Source organism: Turicimonas sp. TL08 (genome assembly GCF_054660695.1).
On the sequence record NZ_BAAGDP010000097.1, the window covers coordinates 1 to 270 of the forward strand.

Annotated in this window: 1 rRNA gene; it reads right to left on the reverse strand. The window is 51.9% G+C overall.

The features are described 5' to 3' along the window. Window positions 1-270, reverse strand: a 16S ribosomal RNA gene (locus ACYQ4O_RS13095); the annotation flags it as partial.

Below are 270 nucleotides of genomic sequence, written 5' to 3' on the forward strand. Positions count from 1 at the left end.
CCATCTTGCAAAACCGCCTGCACACCCTTTACGCCCAGTAATTCCGATTAACGCTCGCACCCTACGTATTACCGCGGCTGCTGGCACGTAGTTAGCCGGTGCTTATTCTTAGAGTACCGTCATCATCTGTCGGTATTATCAACAGACTTTTCGTTCTCTACAAAAGTGGTTTACAACCCGAAGGCCGTCATCCCACACGCGGAATAGCTGGATCAGGCTTGCGCCCATTGTCCAAAATTCCCCACTGCTGCCTCCCGTAGGAGTCTAGGA